The organism is Acinetobacter sp. TUM15071 (assembly GCF_008980925.1).
Classification (GTDB): domain Bacteria; phylum Pseudomonadota; class Gammaproteobacteria; order Pseudomonadales; family Moraxellaceae; genus Acinetobacter; species Acinetobacter dispersus.
This window is the reverse complement of the sequence record NZ_BKGB01000061.1, coordinates 1-458: the sequence shown is the minus strand read 5'-3', so window position 1 is coordinate 458 and position 458 is coordinate 1. Positions and strand designations below refer to the sequence as shown.

Below are 458 nucleotides of genomic sequence, written 5' to 3'. Positions count from 1 at the left end.
GTACTTGCTAAACCAGGTACAATCAAGCCGCACACTAAATTCGATGCAGAAGTATACGTACTTTCTAAAGAAGAAGGTGGTCGTCACACTCCATTCTTAAATGGTTACCGTCCACAGTTCTACTTCCGTACAACTGACGTAACTGGTGCAATCCAATTACAAGACGGCGTTGAAATGGTTATGCCAGGCGACAACGTTGAAATGTCAGTAGAATTAATCCACCCAATCGCAATGGACCCAGGTCTACGTTTTGCGATCCGTGAAGGTGGTCGTACTGTAGGTGCTGGTGTTGTTGCAAAAGTAACTGCATAATCACTTTCAGTGAAAAAAAGCGCTCTTTTTAGAGCGCTTTTTTTATACTTAATTGTCTAACAATCACTATAAAGGCTGGCCCTAACTGATATTTCAATGTCCTTATTTCCCCTTAATCCTTTTTATTAAATTTGTATGATAAGAAT

At 40.0% G+C, this 458-nt stretch carries 1 pseudogene; it reads left to right on the top strand.

Features of this window, described 5'->3' with window-relative positions:
- Positions 1 to 312: pseudogene (locus GBI66_RS19220) on the top strand (elongation factor Tu); the annotation flags it as partial.
- Between the last annotated feature and the right edge of the window lie 146 nt (positions 313 to 458).